The sequence below is a fragment of the Aliiglaciecola sp. 2_MG-2023 genome (assembly GCF_030548145.1).
Taxonomy (GTDB): Bacteria; Pseudomonadota; Gammaproteobacteria; order Enterobacterales; family Alteromonadaceae; genus Aliiglaciecola; species Aliiglaciecola lipolytica_A.
The window spans coordinates 199556-223885 of record NZ_JAUORY010000002.1 but is presented as its reverse complement, the minus strand read 5'-3'; the positions used below and the strand labels follow the sequence as shown (position 1 = coordinate 223885).

The window sequence follows — 24330 nt, the reverse complement described above, 5'->3', positions numbered from 1 at the left end:
TTCTCCATGTTTAGTAATATTGAAGTTTTACAACACGGTGAATCTCCTTATGAAATAGGTAAGAAACAGTGGGAACTGCTCGATGCTCTGAAAACCCAATATGAGGGCAGCGATATGTCTGCGATAACCCATGGACAAAAGTTTCTCGATCCTATTTGGTACCCTTCAATTTCTATCTATGAACAAATAGATTTCAAGCGTTACTTCCCTAAGAAAAATCAATACCCGCTTGAATTATTTTGCCGGATTGCATGCTATGAACTGATTCAGGTCAATGGTTATTCGGGTAATACGGTTTTTGGTCGCATGGCCTCATTAGCTAAGTTTATAAAAGATTCCGCGTGGGGCGGCGTAATGTTTGCTGAACGTGATCAACCATTCTTATTTTTTTCGGAACTTGAGCCAGAGGAAATAACAAATTTTGCCCAAATTCATTTATCCAAAGGGCTTTGTATTTATTCTGTTGGTTTAGAATTTTTAAACATGTTCCATTCAATCAAACACAGAATTGGCTTAGAAATCTTCGTAAAAGGAATGAGTTTGCCATGGAACGAGCAAGGGATTGGTTTCCGTACTTGGGTTGCTCAGCAACAAATAATCGCTGGTATAAAAACTGAAAAGGGCTTTTATGCTCCGTTACCATTCGAAAATGTATCTAATATAGTTCAACACGCTTTACCATTAGTTCTCGATTACCATGACGAACTGATTAATTTCTTTGACGAGTTTAACAACTTAGATAACTTAAAAACCTACGCTACGCTGAAGCGAAAGAAACGGAGCCGCCCTGTTAACAAGCTCGTAGAAAAATATAGGGAGATCCTGACAAAAATAATACCTATTCGCTATATTGACGCTGATTCGGACTCAAATAACAATTTTTCACAAACATGGCTCAGCGAAATATTGAGACTCATTCAGAGCGCCTGTATTTGGATTGTTTTATTGACCACTGGATTGCGAAATATTGACATGCGCAATCTTGTTGTTGGATGCTGTCAACCATCAAAGCGTACCAAGAATATGTGGTGGCTGGTATCAGACCTTAAAAAAACTAAAAACCGAGTAGTCATACCAGTGGGAGAGCCAACTTACAAAGCTGTAAAACTACTTGAAAGCGTTCGTTTTTATCAATCTGAATTTCTTATAGTTAATAGCTCAAATAATACACGCAGTCACATTAGTGGCAGGGAATATACAGCTCAAGAGACTGGAATAATTCGCACGAATAATGCACTTAATACTTTATTAAAAATTCTTCCAAACAAGTATGGCTTTTCAATTGAGACCATAGAAGATTCTGATGCTACGGCCCATTGCATCCGAGCTACATTAGCGGGTTACATTGCCGAAAACTCTCATGTTGCAATCTTGATATTAAAGCGCTTGTTTGGGCACAGCAACGCATTAATGCCAAACGAGTACATTCGCAGGAATCCACTCGTAATAGAAAAACGAAAAGAACTTCAGTTAAAACTTACTGATAGCATAGCTAATGATATGGCATATGCTGTAGCACATGGCGAAGTCAGCGGCAGAAATGGAGAGTTATTATTAAAGGGGGCTAACAATATTCAGGCGGAGATTGGTTTAGAAGCACGATTACAAAACCTCAGTTTAACAGAGATGGAGCTATTTCAAACTTTAGAAGAAAGGCTTACAAAAATATTTTCTGATGACATAAATAATGGTGAAACTTATGCTTTGTTAACCCCTATGGGAGTTATATGCAATCGTTCGTGTAACAACACCTCAGACAGTCCGTGTGCTAAACAAAGCAACAATCAGCGAAGAGTAGAGATAGGAGTAAAAAAGGCAATCACTGACGCATTAAGCACTTTGCCGAATCCGGCTCAATGTGTAGGGGTCGCCTGTGCTGATGCATTGCTAGGTAAAAAATGGTCTAGACCATTACTTGAAACGTTTGATTATTTTCACAGATATCGCAAAGCAACATCCGAAATAACCTCCATTGAAGAGGACGCAATTGTTTTCTTAAATACTTATGCAGCCCCATTGATGGCTATTTATGGTGATGAACGAGAAGAAGGATACTTTAATGTCAGTTCAAGTTAGTGCCGATAAAAAGTCCAATCATGAGTACGACAAACGGACGCACGATGAGCGCATAGCAGCTTTACGGTCTGCCTTTACAGAGCTTTCTGCAATAGCTCTTGTAACTGGAAAAAAGACAGATGCGTCTCAATCTAAGGTTTTAAAAAAAGCAGGTGTGCATAAGTCTTATTTTCACGGAGAAAAAATTAAGGATAAAGCGACCCAACAGCGTTACTTCGATGTTCATGATGAAATTAAGAAGTTTCAAGATGATTTTAGTCAAAGTTCAAGCGATAAATCAGTTTTAAGTAAGGCAGAGGCTCGCAGGGAAAAAGAAAAAAATAGAGCTGTCATGCTTGAACGACAATTAATAGTCAGTCGCGAAGAAGTAGTGGATTGTAAGAAAAGAATAGCGCAACTTCAAGAACGGGATAAGCATAAAGCTCATAGTTTAATAGAGTTATCCCATCAGGTATTGACATCAAATAAGCAAAAAACATCTAATTTTGTAGACTTTACGAATATCCCTTATGTGTCTCCAGACCAATATTTGACGCGTAATGGAGTTTATTGTTTTGATGACGACGCTTTACGCAAAAATGCATGGGCACGTTCAGAAAGAGAGCTGCATGAAGCCCTGAACCGTCCGTTGCCAATGCGGGTTTATATTCTAATCGGCCCACCTTGTGCTGGTAAATCAAGCTGGGCAAGAGATAATGAGTCTTATTGGAACGATCGTCACCCTGTTGTTATCGATGCGACTAATCTCACTATTTTTGACCGCATGAAGTGGTTTAAAATTATCAATCAATATATTAGGACAAACGATATTCATGTCTGTGGAGTCGTGTTTATTACGCCCTTAAATGTTCTTTTTGCTCGAAACAATGTCATTGAGCAGGCGAAAAAGATGGCTAGTGAGGTTATTAAGGACAAGTTTGATACTTTAGAGTGGCCTGATTTACAAGAGGAGATGTTTCAAGAATTAGTGGTGGTGAGGCATGACTAAGCAAGAGTTGATTGAACAGTTCAATGCAAAAACAATTAGCCGGCAGTCGCTAGGAGTTCTGCGAAGGATGTTGATTCAAGAAGTGTTTGAAAATTTTGCAGGACAACCCATCGAAGTTATCGAGACTATCTTGAACAAAAATAAAATCAAAGTTGACTTGAAAAAGCTTGCTCGAAAAGTGGGTTATAACATTAAACCGCACAATATTCGTCAGTCATTTATGAATGAAGTAGTCAAATTTCAAGATAGCTTAAGGGCAAAAGGCCATATTGCTGAAGACGAAAAAAACCGTACTCAAGAGAGTAACGAAAACACCAAATTGCTCATTGATTTTATTAGATTGCGACTTGCTGAACCAAATTACGAATGGCCTACCAACCTGCGTGGAACGCTTTACAGACGTGCATTCTGGGCTTATTTCATCGATACTCCGTTAACGGAAGTAAAGTATCCTGGTTCAGTGATGGCAAAATCCGACGTTACAGAATTGCTTGCTGAGGTTGACGTAAAAATAGTCAACGGGGAATTAAAAACACTGAACTACTCTAATGATTCTGCGCTTGATGAAATGTCTGACACCATGGAATCCAAAGCAATTTCACGCTTACGAAAGGAACTGAAAGAATGCAGAGATGAGTTAGTTGAAGCGCGAGAAGTCAGACTGTCATTAGAAAAAGAGGTGGAGCAGTACAAGCAGCGACAAAAAGGGTTATTAGGTGCAACTTCTGACGCAATTAAGTTTGGGAGCATTCACTAATGAAAACCGTAATTGGCACTGTCAGCGAAATTATTTTTGAATCTGGAAAAAAACAAATCATTGAATTGAGAACCAAGCTAGATTCGATTCAGGTCTTGTTAAATGATGCCTATCTGCACGTTGAGCAGCACGATCATATATACGTTAGAGGTGAAATTTTAAATTCAAGAATATGGGGTGATCAGATACATGCCAGTGAAGTTGATTATACTCCCGTAACCCATGAGTTACTTGCCGATTTTTTAATGGCTGGGGTAGGGATTGGCAAGTCAATTGCCAATAGGCTTATAAGCTATTTTCCTGATAACTTGCTCAAGTTGATCGAAGCAAAGGATATCAAAACGCTTTCTACCGCACCATGGGTTTCCAAGTCTGTTGCAACAGTGATTTGCAATAACTGGCACAAGCAACAAGGTAAAGTTGAGTTGCTGAAATACATGGATTCAGTACTCATTAATACGCCTGCTTCATCACGACAACAATTGCGACAAGTGGCAAAAAAAGCATATGCCTTTTATGGTGATGATACCGTTAAAAAGCTACAAGATGATCCATACCGAGTATGGGCGTTCTCAAGCTTTGCTGTTGCAGAACGGCTTGCATCAGCACTTAAAATCGAGAGAAACGACAGTCGAAGATTAATTTGTACTGTAGAAGAAATCTTATTCAGGCATTTAAAACAAGGTAGCACACAAGTTGCTCCTAGCATCTTCGCTGAAGACTTAACCAAGCTTATTGGTTCATCTAAATTGATGTTAAAAGCGCTGTCAGCAGCAGTAAGCGCTGGTACAGAGGGAAATCCACGTATTGTTGTGTCTGAGTCATCTTGCTCAGAAGACATGTCTGAAAATGAGCGTTTGTATCATAGGCAGTTTGCGCTACCTGGTACAACGATAATGGAGAACTATGTCTCAGAACAATTACGCGAAAGGCTTAGCAGTAACATCTTACCCATTATTATCAGCAATGACGTATTGGATAATTACGTACTGAAAGGAAACAAGCTGAGCACTGAACAAAAGCAAGCGGTTAAGATGATATTGGCCAATTCTGTGAACGTAGTCAGCGGTGGAGCTGGGACAGGAAAAACGTCCGTTTTATACTGCGCTAATGATTTGATAAAGCAATCAGGAAATGATGTGCTTCAGGTCGCATTGTCTGGTAAAGCTAGCCAACGTTTGATCCAACAGACAGATGATGATGCATTTACCATTGCGGGCTTACTTAGCCAAATAGAAAAAAATGACGAGTTTTTGGATGCTTATCAGACACCAGTTGTGCATATAGACGAAGCCTCGATGGTTGATTTGCAGTCGATGTTCCGTATTCTGACGGTGTTTGAAAACAAACCGTTACGCCTCGTATTTATAGGTGATTGGGCGCAGCTTGCACCCGTTGGGATTGGTTTGATATATCATAAACTTGTGCTATCCGATGCTGTTCCAAAGGTTGAACTGACGGTCAATTTTAGAAGCAACACTGCCATTGTTGAAGCTGCTGAGAACATCAAAAAAGGGATAATCCCAGAGACCAACGAGACAGTTCAAATCCTTGAATATGAGTCTACTAAACAACTACAGGGGCTTTTGCAACGTCAATACTACCTAAACACATATAATCACATTGAAGCGCATATCATAGCTGCTAGACTCAAAACGGTCTCTGAATCAAATACTACACTTCATCGCTTTCTATCCAAGGGTTGTGAAGTTATTAAAATTGCCCCTCAATTTCGTATTGGCGATAAAGTTATCTATAAAAAAAATGACAAGGACTTGGGTTTAGTCAATGGCAGCACTGGCACTGTAATCGGACAAGCTCATGACACCATGATTGTGAATTTCACAATCGAAGGTCAAGCAACACTTACAGCAGAGCAAATTCAAAATGACTCCAAGGGGATTTATATGTTGCAACATTCATATGCAATGACCTGTCACAGCTCACAAGGCAGCGAATTTAATGTCGCTATTGTGGTAGTTGAGAATTTTGCCTTGGTTGAAAGAAGCTGGCTTTACACAGCCGTTACTCGCGCTAAACAGAAAGTAGTACTGCTTGCTAAAAAAGGAGCTATTCAAAACGTATTAGACAGAGGCTTTAGGTTTGAAAAGATTTCTGTTGGGTTTAAAATATGATGATTGAACTGGAGCATCGGGATGGCGCGGATATACCAATTCCATACAATGTAGATACGAATCAGGTTAATACTCATCTCATGGACTACTTAATCTACAGGAAAAAATACGCCAAGTTCATTCATCATACCTTACACAACGTCAGTCCAAAGACTATTTATAATGATGCGCAACGGATCAAGTATCTGATCAACCTCTTGTCCCAACAAAAATATATAGATCATGAAATCACAAAGGTCGGCATTCATTATTGCTCTGCAAGATACGAAACCAACATGGTGCCGATCATCGATGGACTACGCATTGCTGAATGGGAAGAGGAATCAATCGAGCAATATGTTAAATCATGGCGTAATTTCTACCGATATTTAACTGCGGCTGGTATTGATCATGCTATGTACATGCCAGATACTGTGCAGGTATCTATGCATAGAGAGCAAGATGACAATTTCTTATCGCATACGAGCTATGACAATAGTTATGGGGGAGAGAAAGAGACGGCTATAGACGATAGAAACAAAAAATTTAAGGATGATTACGTAAATTCGGTCATTTCCATGTCTGATTTTTGGCGGCTATATGAAAACCTTCATGCACAAGACGAAGTTTATGCTGTGATGGCATATTGTGAATTTGCCACGTTATTGCGTGTTGAAGCATTAGTGCGCGACTTTCCGCTAGTCCCTAATTCACTTAACCCGAATTTTAAGCCATATGCTCTAATGGAACGTCAAGATGCACGTATTCAAGACCTTAACTACATAGCCAAAGGTGGCAGAAAGAAGACAACTCAACTCTCCGTTTCAGTCCATAAAATATTTAATGATGAATACATTAAGTCAGACATATGTAACTACGAGCAACGATTTAAAAAATACCAAGACAACTACTGTAAAACCAAATGGGCTAAGAAAAAACACAGAACACCACAAATGCGATTCTGTTGGCTAAATAAGCAAGGCACGCCTGTCTCTGTAAGGGAGTATCAGGGAGCATTTGAAAAGGCTGCTGATGAGCTTGGGGTAGCCGTGCATACCCACATGATGCGACATTCAGGGGCTACCCAACTGTTGTGGCGCTATTTGAAGGAACACAACCTAACCGCATCACATACTAACGACTTACTTGTTGCAGATGCGCATGCAGTGTTACAAAAAATGCTGGGGCACATGGATATAAAGACAACGAAGATGTATGTAAGGACGGTTGAACGTATGATCCAATCAGAAAAATTAAGCATGTTGTTGAATGTAGCGCTATCTACATCACGCAAGCATCACGAAGACCTTGTAAAAAACAACAAGGTGTTGTCTGGTGGCCTTTCATCAATGGAACGTGCTGTAAAGCGATTTGAAGAGCATATGACTGGCAGCAACATACTGTCAAAAATTGAAAGGAAAATAAGTTAAACAGATATAAGTGATAGCTCAACCTCATTTACTTCTTCAGTCAACAGGAAATGGTTTACTGAGATAATGATTGGACATATAAAAGTGCTCGCAAAACAACTGGTAGAGCTGGAAGAATTTGAAAATGAAGACATCGAATACAATAAAATTAAAGAGAACAGAGGCCGAAGGGTTTCATTCAATAATGATTCGTTCGGTTTAAGGAAAGGCTCATGATAAAAAACAAAATGTTAAGCGACGGCATTTACTATTCTTATGAAAGTTTATCATTCTACAAAGTATTCTATTCTGGATTGGGCACTGATGATATTCGTGAACTTCCATCGTCGCTGAATAGTTATTTGCATCGCATAGTTGATTTAAATTCGCTCACCAAGAACAACAAAATCAATAGCGCTTGCGTAGGTCGGTATCATGATGCAAATGAAACTGATGAAGTAACATTCGATTTTGAAGGTTACTTTATTGGGTTATTTGAGGTTGAGATAGACGTAAATTGTGATGAATTGTCGATGGAAGTCTGCAATGCATCTAAAAGACTATCTAAGGCCTTGTTGATAGCAGCCAGAGCGCACTCGAAACAAGTTCGCAAAAGCGATGGCAGCCCTTACATTTTCCACCTGATTGAAGTTATGGATTTGCTTACTAATATTGGTGATGTTAGCGACGAAGATATTGTCCTTGCCGGTCTCCTTCACGATATTATTGAAGATACGAAAGTCACTAAGTCAGAGTTATTAAACAGTTTCGGTAGTCGTGTTGCAAATATTGTCTCCGCTCTAAGCGACGATAAAACATTGCCTTTATCAGTGCGTCGTAAACTGGTTATAAAAAAACTAAATTCGGCACCACGCTCAGTTAAAACGATTAAATTAGCCGACATGTGCTCAAATTCCTCTGCGGTACCGAAAGCTTGGACTACGCAGAGATTAGCAGAGTATTTTCAGTGGATTGATCTAGTTGCTCTTGCATGCCGCGACGCAAACGAACCGCTTTATCAAGAGTACTTAACACGACGTTTCGCAAAGAATTAATTATGTGTGAAGTTTCAAAATTATGCGGAATTGAGCGAACTCGCCTACGTATCCATAAACAGCAGAATGACTACTCAACATTAACTTATACCACTGTTTGTTATATACTCCGGATCGTTGACGTACAAACAGGTCTCCTATCGAGAGCGTTGATGTCGCCTTATGTAAGGTTATCGCCCAAGAGCGTGATACCCAAAGACCCTGATTAGTTTTGTGCAAAAGCGTCCGCAGGGACGCTTTTTTTTGTGATTTAGAAACTTGTAAAACTAGAAAATGCATAAACAAAAAAAGAGTTAGGTATTTTGTTTAGCGACGCTAGCAACTGCTAAAAGAATATTATGTTGTTAATAAAAATTCTAAAAATTGAAATAATGGAAGTCCAAAGTTTTAAACTTAGGTATGCCTATGCATCATATGTAGTATAAACTACTCTACATAAGCTTCTTCATTTTATTCGTGGGGGCCTAAAAACCTATCGCCATTAAAGTGGATCATATGCCCTGGATTATCAGCGATCCAAACCTCGGTTTCCCATGCAATATCCGCAGCATTCTTCCTAAACTCGTTCGTATGTGGGAAAGCAGTAACATAGACTTTCCCAACAGTGCATTCTTTAAGTGCTTCTTCGAGTTCGTTCCAGCGCTTAGGGCTTACTGGGCCGTGACTAGTCACGGCTTCAATCAAAAATAACCACTTGCGTTTTTCATCGTAAACAACAACATCGGGCAACTTGTCGTGTGACATAGGTGATACACCTAACGATAGAAGATAGTCACTTTCTAAATGCATCAACTTACCACCCTCGTTGCGACTGCTGGCGGTATCTCCTATGTACAATACTCTGCCACCCTCACCTATAAAGCGTGGGCAAAACTCATGTATTATATCTGCATGCAGCTGATTGTGTGCACCAGGTGATAATGTTATTTCATCACCACTTGGCAATGTTATAGGTATCTTTGCTTTGTGGACTTTTTTTTGATATCTCGCTTTCAGCGATGGTGAATTAACCAGAAATTGTTTAACTTTATCCCTCCAATCACCATCAGGGTAAGCGTGTAGGATATCGATAATAGGTTGATTTAGAGAGTAGTTATTATCCTTGCTATTGGTCGAACGCAGAGGGTCATCCCTGTTTCTTTCAACGATGCTGGCTTGCTCGAACTGGTGAAGCGTCTGGCGTCTTATCGTTTCTCTTGAATTTGGCTTATAATCCATTCCATAAAATTCTCGAATAAAGCCCATTATTGATACCGTGGGCAATAACGGTGCTTTAGCGCTACTCCAATTATCGGCAGGTCTGATGTTGGACAGAGATAAAAAGACCCAAGCCGATCTATCATTATATTGTTGTTTAGGTAAACCCAGAGCCTTTAGTATTTCCTTGGCCTGTTTTATTTTCACTTCCATCATGTTGTTTTCACCATTGATTCAAATTCTTAAGTTACTCTACAACATGTGCAGGTTTTTTTCCTTATTATGTGCAGGTTTTTATGGTATTTTCTCACATATAGTAATGACTAAAAAAGAGAAGGCAGATGACAGAGGCGGCCGTTGAATTGACACTCCCTATAAACGATATTGTGGATAGTATAAGAGAAACAGCAAACAACAAGCTCGATAAAGCTACTCGTGGCAAGCTAGGGCAATTCATGTCTACATCTGCGGTGTCAGCACTTCTCTCATCGATGTTTGATGACTACTCTGGTGATTTGTCTGTTTTAGATGCAGGTGCCGGGGTAGGCTCCCTTACAGCTGCATTTTTGGATAACGCCTTACGGCATAACGTTAACAGCATATCTTCTACGTGTTATGAAATATCGGACATACTCACTCCATACTTAGAAGAAACGCTTTCGCTATGTGAAGAAAGGGCTAATTTACAAGCTACGCTATTTCGATCGAACATATTTACTAAAGATTTCATTGAAGACTCTGTCACTGCAATTAAAAGCCCAGACTTCACACCTCAATATAACAGAGCTATTCTCAATCCTCCCTATTTGAAAATAAATGCTAAAAGTAATGAACGGGCACTATTGAGTAGCGTGAATATAGAAACCGGTAATTTATATTCAGCATTTGTTGCACTTGCGATCAAACAATTGGCTGATGGTGGCGAATTGGTGGCTATAACGCCTCGTTCATTTTGCAACGGGCCGTACTTCAATGAATTTCGTCGCTTATTACTAGACGAGTGCTCGTTAAATAAAATCCATGTATTCAACAGTCGTAAATCGGCCTTTAAAGCAGACAAAGTGCTGCAAGAGAATGTTGTTTTTCACCTAACAAAAGGCACTCCACAGCGGGAGACTGTTATAATAAACTCTAGTGCTTGCGCTGAAGAACATATTCCTACTGTGTTTGAAGTGAATTTTGATGAAGTGGTTCAGCCGAACAATTCTGAACGCTTCATTCATATTATCACCAACACTGAAGAGCGTGAAATCGCTAATAAAGCAGGGGGGTTACCCTGTTCATTATCTGATCTAGGTATTCAAGCGAGTACAGGTAAAGTTGTCGATTTTAGGACTAGAGATAACCTAAGTTATGAGTCTGTCGAAAATTCTGTACCTTTGATATTTCCTCAACACCTTAGGCGCAGTGTACTAACTTGGCCATTATATGGTGGAAAAAAGCCTAATGCGTTGTTACTCAACGAAAGTACGCAGAGTCTACTAGTGCCGAACGGCACGTATATTGTAACAAGGCGACTTACATCAAAAGAAGAAACTCGCAGGATAATTGCGGCTATATATCACCCAAACACCACAGATGCTGACGTTGTTGCTTTTGAAAACAAGACCAACTACTTCCATGCAAATGGACAACCACTAGATAAAAGCTTAGCAAAAGGGTTATGGGTCTTTATTAATAGTACAATTGTAGACAAATACTTTCGTCAAATGAACGGCCACACTCAAGTTAACGCAACTGATTTGCGAACTTTACGTTATCCTACATATGAACAATTGATACAAATAGGTAAAGATTTTCAATGTGAAGAATTCAATCAAGTACATGCTGATCTAGTTGTTAGTGACGTTCTAAATTTTAATTAGGGAGAAAAATTATTCCAGCTGCAAACTTACTCACATTATTGGACGATATCTCTACAGTGCTTGATGATGTGGCTGTCTTATCTAAGGTCGCTGCTAAGAAAACAGCTGGTGTATTGGGCGATGACTTAGCGCTAAACGCTGAGCAAGTGTCAGGTGTTAAAGCAGAGAGAGAATTACCAGTTGTATTCGCCGTGGCGAAGGGATCTCTCCTCAATAAGCTGATTCTTGTACCTAGTGCATTGCTAATCAGTTATTTTATACCTTGGTTGGTGACATATTTATTAATTGCAGGTGGCTTATATCTGTGCTTTGAAGGTATAGAAAAGCTACTGCACAAATTTATGTCGAGCAAAGAAGAGCTAAAACAATTGCATCAACATAAATTAGCTGCATTGGCCGATCCCAATGTAAATATGGTCGAGATTGAAAAAGCTAAAATTAAGGGTGCAATAATAACCGACTTCGTTTTGAGCGCAGAGATTATCGTCATTATCCTCGGAACAGTTCAAAGTCAACCTTTTTCAACTCAAATTGCAGTGCTTTCGTTAATGAGCATTGCATTTACTATTGGTGTTTATGGAATCGTCGCGATGATAGTTAAGATAGACGATTTAGGTCTCTATCTGGTGCGCAGAGCAGTGTCCGACGGTGGAAGAAGCATAAAACGCATGCTAGGCAATATGCTATTAAGATTTGCACCGATTTTAATGAAATTATTATCTATTGTCGGTACCGCAGCAATGTTTTTGGTAGGGGGCGGAATTATTGCTCACGACATTCCAGTTCTGCATCATTTTGTTGAAAATAGCATTGAACTGGTTTCAGTGTTTCCAAGTTTGAACAATATAATCAGTTCGTTAACTGGAATTTTGATGAATGGTTTTGTTGGAATAGTCTCAGGACTGATGGCGTATGTTTTTTATGTTGGCGTTCACAAACTATTCTTAACTAAGAGTAGTTAGTTAATACTCAACGACCATATTAAAGGTTAAAGTTATTGCTGCCTGAAATAGATTTAACCTTAGATTTGAGCAAATTTCAGACTAAACCCACTCTTTAAATCCCAAGGATTCAAGCTTGGGTGCAAAATCTTTTACAATGGACTTTGGCACACCGAGTACAAATAAGTCTTTAGCTCGCGTAACTGCAACATATCCAATTCGACCAACCTCAGTATCCACTCCATTAAGCATTGCTTCGATATGAGGCTTCTGCGCCATATACAAAACCGCATCCAAGCTCTCGCCCTTAGCTTGATGAATAGTATCAACTCTAATTGGCAAATATTGATTACTATTTAAACCCTGACTAGGAAGTAAAGGCATATCAAGCAGCTTAGTTTTTGCGAGTTTATTACCAATATTTTCAACTTGAGAATACCCATAATCTTGTTCTACTTTTTTAAGCAGTTTAATTACTCTTGGTTTTAGTTGGGCATGCCATTCGCTAGTAGCTTTTAAACTTGAAGCAGGCAATCCATCTTTATTTGACCTTACGAACATCCAAATATCTTTTCTGAGGCTCTTGATTTCAGGATAGCTGTCAGCATTGCCCAACATTATTAATAGATTATCAGGGGTATTTTTTAATAGACCAACAATGGCACGAACAGCTAATTGAAATGACTTTTGATAATTATTATTAGCATCACGCTCTAAAGATGCTTGAGCTAATAACTTAACTATGCCGCTGCCAAGGTTTTTAGGGACATTTTGTAATTTATCAATCCCAGAATTACCCCTGTAGAGTACAGCGGAATTATTTACAGACAACCCCGTGCTTCGCACCGTATTAACAAAAACATCAACTAATTTCCGCTGGTTTTTCGGATCATATACTGAATAATATGCTCCATACACATCTTTAACCTGAGACCGGTTTGCAACATCATTTCTACCCGCCAAACTATTTGCCACATTTAATATTGGTGGGATAGAACGATAATTGGTGTCTAAACTAAAACTTAGATTAGTCGGGACTAAATTATGCAGATTTATGAACTCTCCTGTTGCCCCTGCAAATTCGTAAATAGCCTGATTAGGGTCACCAATAAGACTAACTTTTGCTCCTGCCTGAATTAGAAGTTCAAGAATACTTTGATGCAGCTGACCAATATCCTGAGCCTCATCGACAATAATAAAGGGGTATCGTTTTACCAGCACCCTCAATATTTCAGGCTGATCGAGCAAGGTATATAGAACCCAAAACTTCCCCAACTCATGAGTATAAGCACCTATCTTTCCGAGAGCCTTAGTTACTTTCATGCCATTATTTGTTAGATGCAGTGTATTATTTTGCCGATAACTAAATTCAAATTCATTGCCTGCTAAACCTACGCAAATTTTGTCGATAGAGGTGCCTACAACAGGTCTGTTGTTACCAGGGGTTGGTGAATACCAGTACTTATATTTATCGCTGTTAAGAAACGGCTCCGTACCAGATAGCAAGAAAGGTACTCTACTACATCTCATAGACCTATGGGCATGCGGCCGAAGAATATGACTAGTGATAAAGCCGTCAAATGTATCAATAGTCAAACGAGAAGAAGCAAGCCCACCAGAATCGTGAAACGTACTTTCCGTATATGATTGTTTGAATGTATCTACCGCAACGTTTGAAAATGATAATAAAGCAACATGCGACCTGGATTGATCTTGCTCTTTACGTATTTTAGCTAATCGACTTACGGCAGTTTTTGTTTTTCCGCTTCCTGCGCAAGCCACTACAGCCATAGCTTCTAGCGGCGCATCTACTATTTGTTGCTGTTTCTTGGATAAATTTGCCACTATAAAATCCTTTTATATTCGCACACATGCTTTATAGCGTTGTATAAATAATCCGGGACTACAAAATTACCTGTGTGCTCTTCAATCGATTGAGCAAGCACTTGGCCGTATCGGCCTTTTTGTATGTTTGTTTTGCCTTGCCCTCGTTCGAACATTCCGCAAAAGAGAGCTTTAGCCTTATCCTTATTTGAACGCTCTTTATCTACCTTAATTTTAAGATCCGCTGCTATCTGAGGATGAATTTCTGAAAGCGCCGAAAGCATAACAATTCTATTCTCTTCATGAAGTGCCAAATCATACTCTAGCGTTTTTACGCCATAAAACACTTTAACTAACTCATCTTCACGCTTGACCAGACTCTTAGTATTGGATGAGATATTGGACCTATCGCCTAAATCGGGATATCTGGCTATATTTTTTTTCTTCCCCTCCTCATCAATTTCGTCAAATGGATCAGCGTCAGTAATTGCTGACACGGGTATAGGTAGCGAGCTTTCGCCGAACAATGGCAAGAAGCAATCAAAATTTAACCCTTCAACACTAATCAAACTTACCGCATGCCTACGAAGGTTATATTTAACCCCCATTTTGTTTGACAAGACACTGATAAGCATCAATTCAGCCGCACCTTCGACAAATATGATCCGACGGGCAAAGAAAATCTCAGCACGAGTAACATCCAAGTAACGCTCAAGTTTTTGTCGAATTTTCAGCTGTTTCTTCGCATCAGGGTCAAACTTGATATCACGAGGAAAAAAGGCATCAACTTTTTTTTCTGAATCTACGAGACAAATTGTAGAATCGAGGTCCGCGATACTTGCAAAATTGGGAGAGTGACTTGTAACAAAAACTTGAACATTTTGTTCTCCCTTTTCGGCATGTATTCCCTTTAAATAATCTAGCAAGACCGACTGTAATTGAGGATGTAGGTGAGCCTCTGGCTCTTCAACGATTAAGCCTCTATAGGCTGGGGTCTGGTCTTTTACCATTTCGCTAAGTACAACAGCCATATAAATTAGGTTATTAAAACCTAAACCATTTTGATCAATCTCAAAATCATCAGCCTGCAATGTAAGTCTTGCGGTCAGACGATTGAAATCTGTACCACTAATACCGACTGAGAGTAGTTGAGCTAATTTCTCGCCGAGCATAGCTTCATGGCGATTTACAATAGCTTTTTGAGTAGCCTTTATAGGTGTTGTTGCTTTTAATTTATTATCAAAATCAACGAGTGTTTTTTCAATATCTTCTCGTCCACCACCATCCCCCCTTCCCAAGAGTCTTAACAACCTAGCTAACTGGCTATTTCGTCCAGGTTTTAATCCCTGCGAAGCATCTCTTAGTGGCTGTAAATAAACGCCCCTAATATTTTCGAGCATATCGCTGTTCAAGCTAATTTCGTCATGAACCCCGCACCATCTTCTCGGCTTCATTCTGCCACTACCGGCATCAACCTGACTATAGCTAACCGAGAGGTGTGCTTCAAAGATATCTCCAACGGGTATTAAAGCAGGTAAAAAATCAGCCTCGTCTGCAGTTGTAAGGTCAGAGAATTCAAATTTGAATAGAATATCTCCCTTTGGTTCAGTACCATCCATAGGGCGATGTATATCATCTGAAGTAAAACGTGGATATGGATCCTCGTGCCCAGCTAAAAGAGATCTTAGACCATCGACAAGTGCAGTCTTTCCAATATTGTTGGCACCAACCACAATATTTAGTCCTGGTGTGAACTCAAATACTGTGAATTTCAACCTCCGGAAATTTGAAACAGTAAATTTTTTTAAATACACATCTATAGTCCTTTATAATTTCTAATGTAAACATTCACACTGAGGAAAATTAGAAAGCATCTTAATACTGTTCACTCACACCAAAACTCAGTGGTGAGCCCGCTTTCTGGCTAAACTTGAACCAAAACATTATCAGAAAAATTTTTACCTGTCTGCTTTCGCTATCAATCCAATAATCAATGTTTGGTAAAACTAACTTTTATAACCTTTCAAGCTTCGATAGAGTTTAGAAATACAGAGAATTTAGCTTTCAATAATTAATACGATTGTAACGAGCGGCAAGCAGTAAGATGTGTCGCTTTGTGTACCATTTAATTTTCACCTACCTCCAACTATGACCGTTTAGGATTCAATCAGTCAGATAATAAAGTGTACCACGTGATGTTTATGACTGATTTGAAATAGGACACTTAAAAAAAAAGAAAGGAACCATTCTATCTACACTTTATTGAAGTGTACCGTTTGAATTTTCATATTATTACAACTGGTAATTCCCGATCAGCTTTTACACCAGAAACTTGCTCGGCGTTCAAAGCAAGATCATCCCCCAAGACACCGGCGGTTTTTTTCGCTGCCACTTTGGAAAGCACAGCGACATCATCAAGAATAGTGGCAATATCATCAATTAAAGCGAGTAGATTAGAAGCAGCCATGGTTATTCCTTTTATCTGCTTTGAGTTTATTCAAGTTCAGATGATACTCGACGCGATTTTATATTTACGTCTTGGACCACTGCGAGGTGTTGAGTATGCAATAGCTCGCTGATAGTAACTAATTGTACATTCAGTTTGTCGACTGACAGCAAAGCTTTTTGCAAATAGGCCACAGTTTGCGGGTAAGGATGCGCAATCCCTACTGCGTGACCGTGTTGTTTGGCCAGTTGGAGTAATCGTTGAAATTGAACATCAATTTCTTCAACTCGACTATCATTATCTAAAAATACGTTGCGTGGTGCACTTAACACACCATTTTGTTGCGCGATTTTTAGCGCTTTGCTATATCGCGTTGTTCTACTGTCCACGAAAAATAGGTGGTGCTGAGCTAAGAATTTCATTGTGACATTCATCGGTAAACTAAGTTGCGTTAGTTTACTACCCATATGATTATTCACTCCGATAGCATCAGGCACAGTTGCCAGCGCCTGCATGAGTGTTTGTCGAATAGATTCAGCAGACATATCTGCGGTTAAGGCTCCTGGACCTAATCGTTTTCCGGCCAGCGACTCCATGGGAATATGCAGCATGACGTCGCGTTTTTGGAATGCCGCTTTACGGGAAAATTTTTCGGATAAATGGGTAAGGGGCAAGATTGAAAATGCCACCTCTTTAGGCAAGTTGAAAGCCGCCTCGTCACGCTTAGTATTTCCCATATCATCGATAATCAACGCAATTTCCGCAGCCAACAAGGGGAACATTGGGAAATATAATAGAGCCATGCAGGCTAATTTGCGTAACTGTTTTTTAATATAATGCACGATAGTGATTAATTCTTAGTATATGTCATGTGAGTTATTATTTTTTAAGCCATTGGCTTGGATTAATTGGCGTCCCTTTGTGACGAATTTCGAAATATAAGTTAGGGCTACTTTGTCCACCACTTTGCCCAACCAGCGCAATGGTTTCGCCACTTTGCACAGTGTCTCCAACCTTTTTCAACAACGCCTGATTATGCCCGTACAAGCTCATATAACCATCACCATGACTCAATACAGTAACCAAACCAAACCCCCGAAGCCAATCAGCATACAAAACTCTACCTGCATGCACTGCTCGCACGGGAGCCCCAGTATTGCCGTTAAACAACACTCCTTTCCAACGAATTTGTCCCTGTCGAATTCGACCGAACATATTACGCATTTTACCTTGCGTCGGTAATAGTAATTTCCCTTTAAGGCCAGCTAATCCAGTTAAGTTCAAAGGCCCTTGCTTAGCGTTACGCTCAGCCTCTTCAATCGCTTTAAGTAGCGCCTGTTCATTGATTTGTAGTTGTTCTATTTTTGCCGCTTCAGAATCAATTTGTTTTTCAATTTTGGTTAACGTAATTTGTCGCAAATCTTGCTGCTGCTGAAGTTGCACTTGTTGCTGAGTTAGTTCTTTTTCTAATATTTCCAACTCATGCTGTTTGGCTAAGAGTTGTTCTGAAACCTCTCGAAGTTCAGTCACTAAATTGCGAAACGCATCAATTTGTTTTTTTCTCGCCTCGGTTAAGTAGCGATAATAACTAAAAGTCCGCTCCATTTTTGATGCATCTTCAAGATTAAACAACATCTTAGCGAAATCATTTTCACCCACCATGTACATACTTTTTAACTGGCTTGCTAGGGCTTGTTGCTGTTGTTTTACTTGTGATTGTAAGGATTTTTGCTGATTAACCAGCTCTGTGTGTTGACGCTGATTATTGCGTAACTCGTTGCGGGTATTTTCGATCTTCTCTACTGTTCGCGCGATATTCAGTTCAGCAGCTTTTAATTGCTGCTGTAACTGTTTTGCTTCGGCAAGTTGCTTTTTAATTTGCTGCTGTTTTTGTTTAATCTGAGCCTGAATATCTTTTAATTCTTCAGTTTGTTGGGCACTAACAGACAAACAAACTCCAACCACTGCAAAACACAGTAGCCGGAGTAAAGCACGAATATGTATCATCTTAAACTGTGTACAAATTTACATGTAACATCAATTTTTAAGGGTCATAATGGGTTTGCCGGTCATTTCTTTTGGCTGCTCCATGCCCATGAGGTGCAACATAGTGGGTGCTACGTCACTCAAGGTTCCACCCGTGCGAACATCGGCATCTCGACCAACATAAATAAAAGGCACCAACTCACTAGTGTGAGCGGTATGCGCTTGTCCAGTCTTAGCATTGACCATTTGTTCAGCGTTTCCATGGTCAGCTGTAATCAGACACTCGCCGCCAACTTTCTTCAATGCTTCCGTTACCCGTCCAATGCAGCTATCGACAGCTTCAACAGCTTTTATAGCCGCTTCATATACGCCTGTGTGGCCTACCATGTCGCCATTTGGATAATTACAAATGATTGCATCGTACTTGCCCGATTCAATTGCCTCAACCAACTTATCGGTTAGCAACTTAGAGTTCATTTCCGGCTGCAAATCGTATGTTGCTACCTTTGGAGACGGAATCAAAATACGCTCTTCACCTTCATACTCAGATTCACGACCGCCACTGAAAAAGAAAGTAACGTGAGCATATTTTTCTGTTTCGGAGATACGTAATTGCGTTTTATGATGCTGCGCCAACCAATCGCCCATCACATTAACCAATGGTTCGGGAGGATAAGCTGAAGGGGCATCGATAGAATCCGCATACTGAGTCAACATCACAAAGTTTAGATTTTTAGGGCAATATTCCCGTTCAAAACCGCTAAATTCTGGCTCAACAAAAGCACGAGTTATCTCTCTTGCACGGTCCGCTCTGAAATTCATAAAGATAAGTGAATCGCCGTCTTCAACCTTAACGGCATCACCAATAATGGTAGGTTTAACAAACTCATCTTTTTCATCACGCTCGTAAGAAGCCTCAAGTGCTTCTATTGCGGACGCATATTGGTATTCACTTTTGCCTTGAGAAATTAAATCATAAGCCGCTTGAACCCGTTCCCATCGCTCATCTCTATCCATCGCATAATAACGACCGATTAAAGTTGCAGTTTTACCTACACCCAGAGTTTTAAATAACTCGTCAGCTTTTTGCAAAGATTCCTTTGCACTTTTTGGTGCTGTGTCTCGACCATCAAGGAAGCAATGTAAAAAGACTTTTTTAGCACCTTTATGGACAGCCATTTTGACCATTGCAAATAAATGGTCTTCGTGACTGTGCACGCCACCTGGAGATAAAAGCCCCATAATGTGCACAGCTTTGTCTTTATTTACTGCATTTTCTACAGATGCAGCCAAAACCTTATTGCTTTCAAATTCGTTATCTTCAATCGCTTTACTAATACGTGTGAATTCCTGATACACCACACGCCCGGCTCCTAAGTTAACATGCCCTACCTCAGAGTTTCCCATCTGACCAGGTGGCAATCCAACATCAAGACCAGACCCGGAAATAAACGTATTGGGATATTCCTGCACCAACTTATCTAAAACTGGCGTATTGGCGTTAGCAATGGCGTTTTTATCGGTATCTTCACGATGTCCCCATCCATCCAATATAAGCAGTGCTAGCGTCTTTTTCGCGTTGGGCATAGGTTGCTCCTGTGTAATTTTTGATAAAGTTGTTAATAAGAGTGAAGTCATCTATCGACTTTTGAATCGGTTTTGAGAACATTCATATTGATAGATCCCCAACAGTTTATCCTGTGAACTACATCACTTAAAGAGTATTTATCAGTTAAGTTATAGCTGAATTGCAGATTCCACTATGCAAGGACTGGTTTCTGTATAGATTTTCTATATACTTTGCACTCTTTTTTCTACGCCAAGGGGCCGAAGTAGTAATGGATCAAATTATTGAGTTTGTTGGAAACCATCCTTTTTTGTCTGCTGGTTGGGTAGCACTAGTAGTGTTAATTATCTATAGCTATGTGGCTGGGATTTTTTCTCAAGTCAAAGAACTTAGCACCCACGAAGCAACGATTCTTATGAATCGACAAGATGCTGTAGTGTTGGATATTCGCCCGGCTGCAGAGTTCAATAAAGGCCATATTCTTGGCGCAAAACAAATTAAAACAGAACAACTAAATGGCGCTGACTTTAGCGCCCTTGAAAAATTCAAAGACAAACCCATTATTGTAGTGTGTGCCATGGGCATGACAGCTAAAAAGACAGCAACAGCTTTATTGAAAGCTGGTTTTAGTCATGCTTCCGTACTAAAAGGTGGAATGAATTCGTGGCAGAGTGCAAATTTGCCCGTTGCGAAATAAACAGATTTAAGGCTGACAATGAGCAAAGTTGAACTATATACCAAAGGTTATTGCCCGTATTGCCATCGTGCAAAGGCATTACTAGAAGAAAAAGGCGTTGCATTCGAAGAATATCGAATTGATCAAAACCCTGATCTTCGTGACACCATGATTACCCGAGCGAATGGCGGTTATACCGTTCCACAAATTTTTATTGATGACAAGCATATCGGTGGTTGCGACGACATGTATGCACTAGAGTCACAAAATAAACTAGACAACCTACTTAGCGTATAACGCAGTAAACCAAGGAAAAATTAACATGGCAGATGATATCCAAGCTAACCAAGCCGGTGAGCAAGCTCCACAACAAAACGCACAATTTGCAATTCAACGTGTTTACACAAAAGACATTTCGTTTGAAACACCAAACTCTCCTGCAATTTTCAAAAAAGAGTGGAAACCTGAAATTAAACTGGATTTAGATACTAAAACAGTTGAATTAGAAACGAATCTTTATGAAGTCGTTTTATCGGTTACAGTAACCGCAAATTTAGGCGAAGAAACGGCATTCCTTTGTGAAGTTCAGCAAGCGGGTATCTTTATGATTGGTGAAATGCCTGAAGCAAATAAAGCGCATACTTTAGGTTCATTCTGCCCAAATACCTTGTTCCCTTATGCAAGAGAAACTATCTCTAATTTGGTTAATCGAGGTACTTTCCCTCCATTAAACCTTGCACCGGTTAATTTTGATGCAATCTTTGCTGCTTACATGCAAAAGCGTGCCCAAGAACAGCAAGGTCAAGCGCAAAAACTTGATGCTTAATCATTGTAATGACAATGCTAAATAAGCAAAGCGTTACAGTACTAGGAGCAGGGTCTTATGGCACTGCTCTTGCGTTTTGTCTTGCACGAAATGAAGTGCAAACCTATCTGTGGGGTCGAGATACCGCGCAGATGAAAGAAATGCAAACCTCCCGATGCAACCAACGATACTTACCTGAAGCGATATTTCCTGACGCCTTGGAAATTATTCCAAACCTTGCTTCGGCAATTGCCAACAGCCAAGATATTCTAGTCGTTGTACCAAGCCATGCCTTTGCGCAAACTTTAACAGCAATTAAGCCATTTTTGACAGATCAGCATCGTTTGATTTGGGCGACAAAAGGGCTGGAACCAAAAACTGGTAGATTGCTTCAAGAAGTTGCAGAGGAAGTTTTGGGAAGTGATATTCCTTTGGCTGTTCTGTCAGGACCAACCTTTGCTAAAGAAATGGTGGCAGGGTTACCAACCGCTATTTCGTTGTCGTCAACGGATGAACTCTTAGCGGAAGAGTTTAGTGCAAAATTACACTGTTCAAAAAGCTTCAGGGTATACAAAAATCCCGATTTCATTGGCGTTCAATTAGGTGGTGCGGTTAAGAATGTGATCGCAATTGGTGCCGGGTTATCTGATGGTTTAGGGTTTGGTGCAAATGCGAGAACCGCATTAATCACCCGAGGACTTGCTGAGCTTACCCGTTTAGGATTAAAAATGGGAGCTAAACCTGAAACCTTCATGGGCATGGCAGGATTAGGCGACCTTGTACTCACCTGTACCGACAATCAATCTCGAAATCGACGTTTTGGATTAGCCTTAGGAACAGGAAAGTCGGTTGAAGATGCTATCGACAGTATTGGTCAAGTTGTAGAAGGCTATCGAAATGCAGAAGAAGTCAAAATTTTAGCCGACAAGTTAGCTGTTGAAATGCCGATTACTGAGCAGATTTACCAAGTGCTTTATCAAGGGAAACCAGCGAAAAGTGCCGCACTTACGTTGCTAGGCAGAGAGCCAACTGTAGAAGGTTAGTTAAGCTAACCTCTCCTTAAACAGCCCCTTCAAAACCCAATTGTCGCCAAGACTCATAAACAAAAACCGAAACCGCATTCGATAAGTTCATACTGCGACTCTTGGCCAACATTGGAATTCTTAAGCGTTGTTCCGCCGGTAAATTCTGAATGACCTCGTCAGGTAAGCCTCGTGTTTCAGGGCCAAACAGTAACGCATCACCCAATTTAAAATCAGCATCTGCGAAATTTTTAGTACCTTTAGTGGTGCAGGCAAACACTCTTTGCGGTTTTTCGGATTGAAGATAAGCAGTTAGATCTGCGTGACGTTTAACCTCAGCAAATTCATGATAATCCAATCCCGCCCTGCGCACTTTTTTATCATCCCAGTCAAACCCTAGCGGTTCAATCAGATGCAAGTCGTAACCTGTATTTGCGCACAGACGAATAATGTTTCCGGTGTTGGGAGGGATTTCCGGTTGATATAAAACAATACTAAGCATATTTAATCGAGGTTCTAGAAAACTAATTGTTTAAGTGTAACAAATATTACGCCCGCAAGAACCTGCAACTTCACTATTTTAAGCTATGCCGCGGCAAATTCGCTTAAGCTAAGAATCTCAAAATTGCCCGTAACGATTGATCACGAATATCCTCAGTTTCGAAGAATATTTCATGACTCGCATTTTCAATTCGCATAAGCTCACAATTTAGCATTTTTGCTGCGACTTGAGTTTGTTTAGCGTTATTCACGACCCGATCATCTCCAGCCTGCAATAACAGCACTGGAATAGTAATCGCGGCAGCATTTTTTTGGATAAATGACATCGTTTTATCAGCTTGTTTGAGCCAAGATGTTGTTACCCCACCTAGCTTGCATTGCGGATTAGCCTCATAGGTATCTCGAAAAATTTTGTATCTTTGTTGGCAATGGGTTAATTCATTTATTGCAAAGGCTTTAGGATTATATTTGGACTGACCAATAAAATACCATGGGCTTTTACCAAAGACATGGTTTAGCAAGGTATAACTTTCAATTAGCAAACAACTTAACCATTTTGGTAATGCCGGCCTGATACCGAACATCGGAGCCGACATAATACATTTAGCGAAGTCTCCAGGGTGTGTGAGTAAATACAAACTAGAAATTGCGGCTCCCATGGAATGGCTAAGTAAAATCGGTTTATGACCGCTATTAGGGCTAATAACTTGGTCAAAAAACGATTTAAAATCAGCAACGTAGTCTGCAAAATCAGCCACATACCCTTTTTCTGGATCATCTAACATTCGTCCTGACAACCCTTGTCCTCGATGGTCGTGAATAAACACACTAAAACCTGCGTGGTACAAATTGAATACCAGCTCTTTATATTTTAATAAGGTTTCAATACGACCAGAGGAAATGGCTATGCTTCCAATAGGATTCGGATTGATCACATAAGCATAGGCAATTCGTACCTTTTGCTTCCCCAGAAAATAACCGTTAATCACGTTTCTTTGCCAAAACGGTTCTATAAATTGCTGATTCCGCTTTTCTACCAAAGTTTCATCTTCTGGGATTTGGCTCTGTTCAATCATGTTATACGCTAACAATTAAATCACT

Annotated in this window: 20 protein-coding genes and 1 pseudogene; 12 read left to right on the top strand and 9 right to left on the bottom strand. The window is 40.0% G+C overall.

Annotation, left to right across the window (positions count from 1 at the left end; all coding sequences use genetic code 11):
- Positions 1-6: 6 nt before the first annotated feature.
- The 6 genes from Q4567_RS02975 to Q4567_RS02950 all read left to right on the top strand — a co-directional run bounded on the left by Q4567_RS02975 (position 7) and on the right by Q4567_RS02950 (position 8399).
- Positions 7-2076 (top strand): hypothetical protein, encoded by a 2070-nt coding sequence (locus Q4567_RS02975; protein WP_303499282.1) that lies wholly within the window; start codon positions 7-9, stop codon positions 2074-2076.
- Positions 2060-3064 carry a hypothetical protein gene (locus tag Q4567_RS02970; protein ID WP_303499280.1) on the top strand — a complete coding sequence of 335 codons (1005 nt, stop codon included), beginning with the start codon at positions 2060-2062 and terminating at the stop codon, positions 3062-3064. Before Q4567_RS02975 ends, Q4567_RS02970 begins: the two co-directional genes overlap by 17 nt.
- Complete coding sequence (locus Q4567_RS02965; RefSeq protein WP_303499279.1) at positions 3057-3821, top strand: hypothetical protein; 765 nt, start codon at positions 3057-3059, stop codon at positions 3819-3821. Before Q4567_RS02970 ends, Q4567_RS02965 begins: the two co-directional genes overlap by 8 nt.
- Entirely contained in the window at positions 3821-5956 is a 2136-nt protein-coding gene (locus tag Q4567_RS02960) for an ATP-dependent RecD-like DNA helicase (RefSeq protein WP_303499277.1), read from the top strand. The genes Q4567_RS02965 and Q4567_RS02960 overlap by 1 nt, the downstream gene beginning before the upstream one ends.
- Positions 5953-7365 (top strand): site-specific integrase, encoded by a 1413-nt coding sequence (locus tag Q4567_RS02955; RefSeq protein WP_303499275.1) that lies wholly within the window; start codon positions 5953-5955, stop codon positions 7363-7365. The genes Q4567_RS02960 and Q4567_RS02955 overlap by 4 nt, the downstream gene beginning before the upstream one ends.
- Positions 7366-7577: 212 nt before the next feature.
- A complete protein-coding gene (locus Q4567_RS02950) occupies positions 7578-8399 on the top strand; it encodes an HD domain-containing protein (RefSeq protein ID WP_303499273.1) in 822 nt (273 codons plus the stop codon).
- Positions 8400-8849: 450 nt separating this feature from the next.
- Here the strand turns inward: Q4567_RS02950 and Q4567_RS02945 are convergent, their stop codons facing one another.
- Positions 8850-9812 (bottom strand): BsuBI/PstI family type II restriction endonuclease, encoded by a 963-nt coding sequence (locus tag Q4567_RS02945; RefSeq protein ID WP_303499271.1) that lies wholly within the window; start codon positions 9810-9812, stop codon positions 8850-8852.
- A gap of 125 nt (positions 9813-9937) precedes the next feature.
- On the opposite strand from Q4567_RS02945, the gene Q4567_RS02940 reads away from it, so the two are divergent.
- Both Q4567_RS02940 and Q4567_RS02935 read left to right on the top strand, forming a co-directional pair.
- Entirely contained in the window at positions 9938-11461 is a 1524-nt protein-coding gene (locus Q4567_RS02940; protein ID WP_303499270.1) for an Eco57I restriction-modification methylase domain-containing protein, read from the top strand.
- A gap of 11 nt (positions 11462-11472) precedes the next feature.
- A complete protein-coding gene (locus Q4567_RS02935; RefSeq protein WP_303499422.1) occupies positions 11473-12423 on the top strand; it encodes a DUF808 domain-containing protein in 951 nt (316 codons plus the stop codon).
- An 81-nt stretch (positions 12424-12504) separates the two neighbouring features.
- Here the strand turns inward: Q4567_RS02935 and Q4567_RS02930 are convergent, their stop codons facing one another.
- The 6 genes and pseudogenes from Q4567_RS02930 to gpmI form a co-directional block, all read right to left on the bottom strand.
- The gene (locus tag Q4567_RS02930; RefSeq protein WP_303499268.1) at positions 12505-14247 is read right to left on the bottom strand and encodes an ATP-dependent helicase; all 1743 of its coding nucleotides are present in this window, start codon (positions 14245-14247) and stop codon (positions 12505-12507) included.
- The gene (locus Q4567_RS02925) at positions 14247-16040 is read right to left on the bottom strand and encodes an ATP-dependent endonuclease (protein ID WP_303499267.1); all 1794 of its coding nucleotides are present in this window, start codon (positions 16038-16040) and stop codon (positions 14247-14249) included. Before Q4567_RS02925 ends, Q4567_RS02930 begins: the two co-directional genes overlap by 1 nt.
- Before the next feature lie 479 nt (positions 16041-16519).
- Positions 16520-16693, bottom strand: a pseudogene (locus Q4567_RS02920) (DUF808 family protein); the annotation flags it as partial.
- 26 nt (positions 16694-16719) lie between these two features.
- Positions 16720-17475 carry a divergent polysaccharide deacetylase family protein gene (locus Q4567_RS02915; protein ID WP_216048793.1) on the bottom strand — a complete coding sequence of 252 codons (756 nt, stop codon included), beginning with the start codon at positions 17473-17475 and terminating at the stop codon, positions 16720-16722.
- Between the two features lie 76 nt (positions 17476-17551).
- Positions 17552-18622: a murein hydrolase activator EnvC gene (locus tag Q4567_RS02910; RefSeq protein WP_252729243.1), complete on the bottom strand. Its 1071-nt coding sequence runs from the start codon at positions 18620-18622 to the stop codon at positions 17552-17554.
- Between the two features lie 87 nt (positions 18623-18709).
- The gene (gene gpmI, locus Q4567_RS02905) at positions 18710-20245 is read right to left on the bottom strand and encodes a 2,3-bisphosphoglycerate-independent phosphoglycerate mutase (RefSeq protein WP_216048795.1); all 1536 of its coding nucleotides are present in this window, start codon (positions 20243-20245) and stop codon (positions 18710-18712) included.
- A 251-nt stretch (positions 20246-20496) separates the two neighbouring features.
- Between gpmI and Q4567_RS02900 the strand changes: the two genes are divergently transcribed.
- The 4 genes from Q4567_RS02900 to gpsA are packed head-to-tail and all read left to right on the top strand — an operon-like array spanning position 20497 to position 22749.
- Positions 20497-20922 carry a rhodanese-like domain-containing protein gene (locus tag Q4567_RS02900; RefSeq protein WP_216048796.1) on the top strand — a complete coding sequence of 142 codons (426 nt, stop codon included), beginning with the start codon at positions 20497-20499 and terminating at the stop codon, positions 20920-20922.
- Positions 20923-20940: 18 nt separating this feature from the next.
- On the top strand, positions 20941-21198 hold the full coding sequence (grxC, locus tag Q4567_RS02895; protein ID WP_216048797.1) for a glutaredoxin 3: 258 nt from the start codon (positions 20941-20943) through the stop codon (positions 21196-21198).
- Between the two features lie 25 nt (positions 21199-21223).
- A complete protein-coding gene (secB, locus tag Q4567_RS02890; RefSeq protein WP_216048798.1) occupies positions 21224-21727 on the top strand; it encodes a protein-export chaperone SecB in 504 nt (167 codons plus the stop codon).
- 8 nt (positions 21728-21735) lie between these two features.
- Complete coding sequence (gpsA, locus tag Q4567_RS02885; RefSeq protein ID WP_216048799.1) at positions 21736-22749, top strand: NAD(P)H-dependent glycerol-3-phosphate dehydrogenase; 1014 nt, start codon at positions 21736-21738, stop codon at positions 22747-22749.
- Between the two features lie 16 nt (positions 22750-22765).
- Here gpsA and trmL read toward each other — a convergent pair whose 3' ends face one another.
- Positions 22766-23230, bottom strand: coding sequence for a tRNA (uridine(34)/cytosine(34)/5-carboxymethylaminomethyluridine(34)-2'-O)-methyltransferase TrmL (trmL, locus tag Q4567_RS02880; RefSeq protein ID WP_216048800.1), 465 nt, complete (start codon positions 23228-23230; stop codon positions 22766-22768).
- A gap of 103 nt (positions 23231-23333) precedes the next feature.
- Positions 23334-24305: an alpha/beta fold hydrolase gene (locus Q4567_RS02875; RefSeq protein ID WP_303499264.1), complete on the bottom strand. Its 972-nt coding sequence runs from the start codon at positions 24303-24305 to the stop codon at positions 23334-23336.
- Between the last annotated feature and the right edge of the window lie 25 nt (positions 24306-24330).